This window comes from Pyxidicoccus fallax, assembly GCF_012933655.1.
In the GTDB taxonomy this organism is placed as follows: domain Bacteria; phylum Myxococcota; class Myxococcia; order Myxococcales; family Myxococcaceae; genus Myxococcus; species Myxococcus fallax.
On record NZ_JABBJJ010000152.1, the window covers coordinates 22021 to 29220 of the forward strand.

At 68.4% G+C, this 7200-nt stretch carries 8 protein-coding genes; 6 read left to right on the forward strand and 2 right to left on the reverse strand.

Translation table 11 applies throughout. The annotated features are described in order from the left end of the window. Positions 1 to 89 precede the first annotated feature (89 nt). The 5 genes from HG543_RS28370 (at position 90) to HG543_RS28390 (ending at position 4523) form a co-directional block, all read left to right on the forward strand. Positions 90 to 665, forward strand: a complete 576-nt coding sequence (locus HG543_RS28370; RefSeq protein WP_246357363.1) for a hypothetical protein — start codon at positions 90 to 92, stop codon at positions 663 to 665. A gap of 159 nt (positions 666 to 824) precedes the next feature. Beyond that, positions 825 to 1829 (forward strand): ABC transporter substrate-binding protein, encoded by a 1005-nt coding sequence (locus HG543_RS28375; protein WP_169348014.1) that lies wholly within the window; start codon positions 825 to 827, stop codon positions 1827 to 1829. 15 nt (positions 1830 to 1844) lie between these two features. Further along, a complete protein-coding gene (locus HG543_RS28380) occupies positions 1845 to 2804 on the forward strand; it encodes an ABC transporter permease (RefSeq protein WP_169348015.1) in 960 nt (319 codons plus the stop codon). After that, positions 2794 to 3768, forward strand: a complete 975-nt coding sequence (locus HG543_RS28385; RefSeq protein ID WP_169348016.1) for an iron chelate uptake ABC transporter family permease subunit — start codon at positions 2794 to 2796, stop codon at positions 3766 to 3768. The genes HG543_RS28380 and HG543_RS28385 overlap by 11 nt, the downstream gene beginning before the upstream one ends. Further along, entirely contained in the window at positions 3765 to 4523 is a 759-nt protein-coding gene (locus tag HG543_RS28390; protein ID WP_169348017.1) for an iron ABC transporter ATP-binding protein, read from the forward strand. The genes HG543_RS28385 and HG543_RS28390 overlap by 4 nt, the downstream gene beginning before the upstream one ends. A gap of 18 nt (positions 4524 to 4541) precedes the next feature. Here HG543_RS28390 and HG543_RS28395 read toward each other — a convergent pair whose 3' ends face one another. Then, complete coding sequence (locus HG543_RS28395; RefSeq protein ID WP_169348018.1) at positions 4542 to 5519, reverse strand: hypothetical protein; 978 nt, start codon at positions 5517 to 5519, stop codon at positions 4542 to 4544. 79 nt (positions 5520 to 5598) lie between these two features. Further along, positions 5599 to 6345, reverse strand: a complete 747-nt coding sequence (locus HG543_RS28400) for a carboxylesterase family protein (protein WP_169348019.1) — start codon at positions 6343 to 6345, stop codon at positions 5599 to 5601. A 228-nt stretch (positions 6346 to 6573) separates the two neighbouring features. Between HG543_RS28400 and HG543_RS28405 the strand changes: the two genes are divergently transcribed. Then, the coding region (locus HG543_RS28405; protein WP_211194226.1) for a hypothetical protein at positions 6574 to 7200 on the forward strand (627 nt) is incomplete at its 3' end.

The window sequence follows — 7200 nt, forward strand, 5'->3', positions numbered from 1 at the left end:
GCGACGCAGCACCCTGGGGGGAATCCCGATGCTTCGCCACGCCCCCCACCCGCAGCAGACCGTGACGCCGATGCACACCCGGAGGAATCATGCGCAGCAAGCAGTCCGCGGAAGCGCCGCCGGAAGTCCGCGCGGCGATGAGCGCCATCGTGGGGAAGGACGCACAGGCCCAGGGGGCGGCCTTCACCTCGCTCCAGGCCGCCGCCGAGGCGCCAGTCCCGTGGGTCTACGCCGTCTGGGACGAGCTCCTCTCCATCCTGCGCCACAAGGACAACCGCGCCCGGGCCATTGCCGGCCAGTTGCTGTGCCATCTCGCGAAGAGCGACAGCGAGGGCCGCCTCGAGAAGGACCTCGAGAAGGTCCTCGAGGTGACCCATGACGAGAAGTTCGTCACGGCGCGCCATGTGCTCCTCGCGTCATGGCGGACCGGCGTTGGCAACACCACCGTGAGGAAGCAGCTGGTCCGTGCCCTGTCCGACCGCTTCAAGTCCTGCGCCTCGGAGAAGAACGGCACCCTGGTGCGCTACGACATTTTGTGCGCGCTCCGGTCGCTCTTCGATGAGACCGCTGACGCCAAGGTGCGTGAGGCGGCCCTGGCCCTCATTCCGCTGGAAGAAGATCCCAAGTACCGCAAGAAGTACGCGACCGCGTGGCGCGGTGCCTGAAGCCCGGGGCGGGGCCCATTGACGCGTCACGCCGCGTCTATTTAGCGATATTGATTCGCAAAATCAAGTAGTGCGTGTTCATCCAGGGGCTGCTATGTGGGGCCGCGCTGTCGAGCGACCTCTCGCGTCCGTTCCCGCGAGCACTGGCTGGATGAAACCGTGAGCACATCAGACAGGCGTCCGTTTCCCCTCATCGCGATTCTCGGCGTCGTCGCCGTGGTGGCCGTCATCGGCGTGGCCGTGAAGCTCCGGCAGCCCTCGGAGGAGGGGGCCGCGCCGGTGGCGGAGGCCCTCTCGCCCGAAGCCGCCGCGAAGCAGGCGACCGTCACCGTCAAGCACGCGCAGGGGACGACCGTCGTTCCCCTCAAGCCCCAGCGTGTCATCGTCTTCGACCTGGCGGCCCTGGACATCCTCCAGGCGCTGGGCGTGGAGGTGGCCGGCGTCGCGGGGGACCAGTTCCCCCTCCACCTGGCGCCGTTCGCGGACGCGAAGTACCCGCGCATGGGCACGCTTTTCGAGCCCAACTACGAGGCCATCCACGCCGCGCGCCCGGACCTCATCATCACCGGCGGTCGCTCCAGCGCGAAGTACGCGAGCCTCTCGCGCATCGCCCCCACGGTGGACGTGCCCATGGGCGGGGCGCGCTACATCGACACCGTGGTCGCCAACACGCAGATGCTGGCGCAGATCTTCGGCAAGGAAGAGAAGGCCCGCGAGCTCGTGGACGGGCTGCGCCAGTCGCTCGCGAAGCTGAAGGAGACGACGGCCAGCCGCGGCAAGGGCCTGGTGGTGCTCGTCACGGGCGGCCGCGTCAGCGCCTATGGCCCGGGCTCCCGCTTCGGCGTCCTCCACGAGGACTTCGGCGTGCCCGTGGCCGCCGAGGGGCTCAGCGCGTCGCTGCACGGCGAGGCCATCGGCTCGGAGTTCATCCGGGAGAAGAACCCGGACTGGCTGTTCGTCATCGACCGCGACGCGAGCATGGGCCAGCAGGGTGGGGCGAAGCAGGTGCTCGACAACGAGCTGGTGCGCCAGACGACGGCGTGGACGAAGGGACAGGTCGTCTACCTGGACCCGCTGAACGCCTACCTCATCGGCGGTGGCATCCAGGCGGTGAGCCGCCTGCGAGACCAGGTGGCGGAAGCCTACTCCGCACGGGCCCCCTGACCGGTCCGGGCAGCGATGCGCCTCCTCGTCGCCGTCATCGTCCTCGTCCTGCTGGCGCTGGGCAGTCTGCTCATCGGCGTCAGCAACGTGTCGTGGCACTCGCTCTTCTCCCCGAGCCCCGACGAGCAGGCCCTCCAGGTCCTGGTCATCAGCCGGATTCCCCGGATGCTGGCCGTCATGCTGGTGGGCACGTCGCTGGGCGTGGCGGGGCTCATCCTGCAGATGCTCGTGCGCAACCGCTTCGTGGAGCCGGCGACGGCGGGGTCCGCGGAGTCCGCGAGCCTGGGCCTCATGGCCGCCACCGTGCTGGCCCCGCAGCTGCCCGTGCTCGGGAAGATGCTCGTGGCGGCGGTCTTCGCCCTGGCGGGCACCGCTTTGTTCCTGCTCATCCTGCGCCGCATCCCCCTGCGCTCGGTGCTCATCGTCCCCCTGGTGGGGCTGGTGCTGGGCAGCGTCTTCGACTCCATCACGACCTTCTACGCCTACCGGATGGACCTGCTTCAGTCCGTCAACGCCTGGAAGACGGGCGACTTCTCCAACGTCCTGCGCGGGCGCTACGAGTTGCTCTGGGTGACGCTGGGGCTGACGTGCTGCGCCTATGTCGCGGCGGACCGCTTCACCGTGGCGGGCATGGGGGAGGCCTTCACCACCAACCTGGGCATGCACTACTCGCGCATCATGGCGCTCGGGCTGCTCATCGTCTCCCTGGTCACCGCCATGGTGGTCGTCACCGTGGGAATGGTTCCCTTCCTCGGGCTGCTGGTCCCCAACCTCGTCAGCCTGTTCACGGGCGACAACGCGCGCCGGGCCATTCCGTGGGTCGCGGTGGGCGGCGCGGGCTTCGTGCTGCTGTGTGACATCCTCGGCCGTGTGGTGCGCTTTCCCTATGAAATCCCGGGGGCGACCATCGCCGGCGTCGTCGGCAGCGTGCTCTTTCTCTATCTCCTGTTGAGGAGGGACGCCCGTGTCGGCTGAGCGCGTCGCGGTGGCGCGGCGCCCCGAGCGCACGCTGTTCATCCTCGGCTGCGTGACGATTGGCTGCGCGCTGCTGTTCCTGCTGGTCAACGCGGGCGGCCAGTGGGACTTCGTCCTGCCCTTCCGGGGGCGGAAGCTGGCGACGGCGCTGCTGGTGGGCTACGCCATCGCCGTCTCCACGGTGCTGTTCCAGACGGTGTCGGGCAACCGCGTGCTGACGCCCGCCATCCTGGGGTTCGACAACCTCTACGTCCTCATCCAGACGTGCCTGCTCTACTTCCTGGGCTCCGGCAAGGCGGCGAGCCTGGACCCCCGGCTGCTGTTCGGCGTCGAAATCCTCATCATGGTGGCCTTCTCGGCTGTCCTGTACTGGGGGCTCTTCGGTGGGGGAGGGCGCAGCCTGCACCTGGTGCTGCTGACGGGCGTGGTGCTGGGCGTGCTCTTCCGCAGCCTCGCGTCCTTCCTCCAGCGCCTCATCGACCCCAACGAGTTCATCTTCCTCCAGGACCGGTTCTTCGCGAGCTTCAACAACCCGGACCAGGAGCTGTTGCTCGTCTCGTTCCTCCTGACGCTGGGCGTGTCCATCGTGGGGTTCCGGATGCTGCGGACCTTCGATGTCCTGGTGCTGGGCCGGGAGATGTCCATCAACCTGGGCGTGGACCACCAGCGCACGGCGGCCATCATCCTGGTGCTGGTGGCCATCCTCGTCTCGGTGTCCAGCGCGTTGGTGGGGCCGGTGACCTTCTTCGGCCTGCTGGTCTCCAACCTGGCCCATGCGTTGGTGCGCACGTACCGTCACGCGCTCGTCCTGCCCGCCGCCGCGCTCGTGGCCGGGGTGTGCTTGGTGGCCGGGCAGTTCATCCTGGAGCAGGTCTTCGCGTTCAACACCAACCCTCGCGTCATCATCGAGTTCGTGGGCGGGCTGGTGTTCATCTCCATGCTCATGAGGAAGGCGCCGGTATGATCGAGGCGAGGAACGTCACCAAGCGCTACGGCGACGCGCTCGTCGTCGACGACGTCACCCTGCGGCTGCCCGTCGGGGGAATCACCTCCATCATCGGGCCGAACGGCGCGGGCAAGTCGACGCTGCTGTCAATGGTCAGCCGGGTGATGCCGATGTCGTCGGGCACCGTGCTGGTGGACGGGCTGGATGTCCGCACCACGCCGGGGGAGGTGCTCGCCCGCAGGCTGGCCATCCTTCGGCAGGACAACCATCTGACGTCGCGGCTCACCGTGAGGGAGTTGGTGACGTTCGGTCGCTATCCGCACTCCAAGGGACGGCCCACGGTACAGGACCGCGAGCACGTGGAGCGGGCCATCCACCACATGGGCCTGGACGCGCTCGCCGAGCGCTTCCTGGACGAGCTGTCCGGCGGCCAGCGCCAGCGCGCCTTCGTGGCCATGGTGCTCTGCCAGGACACGGACTACGTCCTGCTGGACGAGCCGCTCAATGGCCTGGACCTGAAGCACTCGGTGGCGATGATGAAGCAGCTGCGCACCGCGGCCGACACGCTCAACAAGAGCATCGTCATGGTGCTGCACGATTTGAACTTCGCGTCCTGCTACTCGGACCACCTCATCGCGATGCGCGATGGCAAGGTCGCCTTCCAGGGGCGCCCCGAGGAAATCATGCGGCCGGACGTCCTCCGGGCCGTGTATGACCTGGACATCTCCATCCAGCGCATCGATGGCGACTGGATTGCCACGCATTATCGCTGACGTCGCGCGTCCCGCCGGTCAGCGCTCTTCCAATGAGTGGAACTCTCCGTCGGGGCCCGTGAAGTACACGCGGACGCCGATGTCCGAGAACGGGGTCGCTTCCCGGCGGGCCGCGGCCTCGTCGGGAAAGATGACTCGCAGCTCCCGGAGGGGGCGGCCGTCGGGCACCACGCCCTCGCTCCGGAACGCGAGCAGGTTGTAGAGCTCCCAGCCGTGGGGATGTGTCCCCGGGGGCGTCCAGGCAGCGAACGTGAGGACGCCGGTGGCGTCGTCGTAGCCGGCGGGACGCAGCGTCTCCGTGCCCGCGAGATAGATGGGCTCCTCTTCCGGCAGCGGCGTCGCGGGACGGTAGGTGGTCCGGCCGGGCCGAGCGGCGCGCGCGAGGGTCCACTGGGAGGGCGCGGCGACCTCCAGCCATTGCACCGTGTCGAGCGCCGCCTCGCCGCGCGACACGAGGAGGAAGCCGTCGCGCTCGTGCACGCGCTCCCAGGCCGCGAGGAAGCCCTCCACGGAGGTATAGGCCTCCTCGACGCGGGAGCGCCTGACGAGCACGAGGAGGGCATCGGGCTCGACCAGGGGCGGAAGGGGGAGGCAGTTGGCGCCCACTCCCCGGCGGACGCTCATCGACGCGATGCCAGTGCCGACACCCAATAACTCGGGCCAGCGGCGCGCCGCCGCCACGGTGTCGGAGATGAGGTGGACGGGGTCTCGCTGCACGTCCACGGGGAGGCGGAGACTGAAGCGCGTGCCGCTCGGGCCCACGGGGACGAGGCTCCCCGTGGCGCCTCCCGCCACCTCGAAGGCGAGCCCGCCCGGTCCGAAGGCGTCGGGCGGTGGCACGGGGGAGGGCTGGCGCTTGCGCGTGTCCATTCCCCATGCGGCGAGCGGTGGGAGGCCGGCAGCCTCCCACGCCTGTCGCACCCGCGCGGCCACTTCCTCGAGGCTGGCGCCGATGAGCTGTGCGTCGATGATGAACAACTCCGGGTAGCGGGGCATCAGTGTTTCTCGGAGCCGGCGGTGCTGGGGGCACGGGTGGAGTCACGGCGGGCCGTGAAGCCCAGCGGATGAACTGCCGTCAGAGCGAATGGCTCAACATCCACGTGTAGATGTCATGGCCTGCTGAACCGCTGTAGGTCCGGGACCAGGAATCATGCCCCACGCCCTGATACAGCGTGAGCTGGGCCGGTGGGTTCGCCGCCGGATTGCAGACGTTGTTGAGCTTGTTGACAGGGTCGATGGACCCCCATTGAGACACGGTTCCATCCGCCGTGCCATGGAAGGCCCACACCGGGACATTCCACATGTTGCAGATGGCAATCCCATTGCCATTCCCGGCGATGGGAACGATGGCCGCGAGCTTCTGGGGAAAAGCCACCGCGTAGGACCAGGTGACCACGGCCCCCGCCGAGAGTCCCGTCAGATAGACACGGTTCGGGTCGACGCGATAGCGGCTCTTGGCGAACTCGATGATGCCGTCGATCTCACTGTTCCCCCACCAGGCATTGAACCGCTGGGGCGAAATGAGGATGAACGGGAAGTGGCGGCCATTCCGGATGAGGCGGGGCGGAGCGGTGACCCCCATCAATTTCTCGAGGCCGGCGGCCGTCCCATCGCCCTCCTGCCCTTGACCTCCCAGGAAAATCACCAGCGGATAGGTCGCCTCGGCATTGTCGTCATAATCCTGCGGCAGGTACTCCCAGTAACCGTAGTTGATGCCCGGTACGGTGGTCCTGGGACGCGCCAGGATCTGCCCCTGCGCGGCCAGCGCTCCCTGCGCGAACAGCAGGACCCAACCCAACAAGATGCGCTGCGAGGTCGACATGGCGACTCCTCTCCAATTCGGGATAGGGAGATACTTTAGTTATTGGATTGCATATTTGCCATGAATTCCTTGATTTAGAGCCCAGGCAGATAAATGAAGAGCCGGTGGTCCGAAACCAGGTGGCGGAGCAGACTCGCCGCTCCCGCGAGGCTCGCGGATTGCCCATCACTCCGCGGTAGGCCGCGGGGGCGCCATCCCCTGCGCGGCGGACGCGCTATCGTCGCGCCGATGATGAGTTCCCTCGACTTCACTTCCTGGCGCGGCCTCGCGGCGACGCTGGCCAGCCTCGTGCTGGTGTCGCTGGTCGTCGTCAGCATCCGCCTGCTCGTGATGCAGACCGTGCAGCGCCGACGCGAACGCGAGAACCGTCAGATCAACGAGCGACTGAAAACGCTCATCTCCGCGTACAAGACGCTGGGCGGCTCGTTCACCGGCGAGCTCGTCGTGGACCCGACCCACCTGCGAGACATGCGCCGGCGGCTGGCGGCCGGCGAGCCGCTCGAGCAGGAACCCGACCACGGCCTCGGGCTCGCGTCGCCGCTCGAGCACCCGGCGTTCGAACGCCGTCGGCGCATTCGCGACGCGGTCGAGGCGGCGCTGTCGGACGTGATGCTGCTCGGCACCGAGGAGCAGGTGCGGCTCGCCGCCGAGGCCGCGGCGGACATGGTCGCCGGGCGAAAGGTCGGCACCGCGCGGCTGGTCGTGTCGCTGCGCGACTTCATCCGCCGGGCGCTCGACCTCGAGCCGGTCCCCGCGGGGCTCGCCATCCCCGACCAGGGACCCTTGCGTCCCGGCGGCGGCTCCGGCGGAGGAGGCAAGGGCGGCGACAAGGGCGGCGGACGAGGGGGCCGTGGC

Excerpts from the sequence above, each read along its gene's own strand:
- HG543_RS28370 (WP_246357363.1), top strand. The coding sequence starts at position 90 with ATGCGCAGCAAGCAGTCCGCGGAAGCGCCGCCGGAAGTCCGCGCGGCG.
- HG543_RS28380 (WP_169348015.1), top strand. The coding sequence starts at position 1,845 with ATGCGCCTCCTCGTCGCCGTCATCGTCCTCGTCCTGCTGGCGCTGGGC.
- HG543_RS28390 (WP_169348017.1), top strand. The coding sequence starts at position 3,765 with ATGATCGAGGCGAGGAACGTCACCAAGCGCTACGGCGACGCGCTCGTC.
- HG543_RS28395 (WP_169348018.1), bottom strand. The coding sequence starts at position 5,519 with ATGCCCCGCTACCCGGAGTTGTTCATCATCGACGCACAGCTCATCGGC.
- HG543_RS28400 (WP_169348019.1), bottom strand. The coding sequence starts at position 6,345 with ATGTCGACCTCGCAGCGCATCTTGTTGGGTTGGGTCCTGCTGTTCGCG.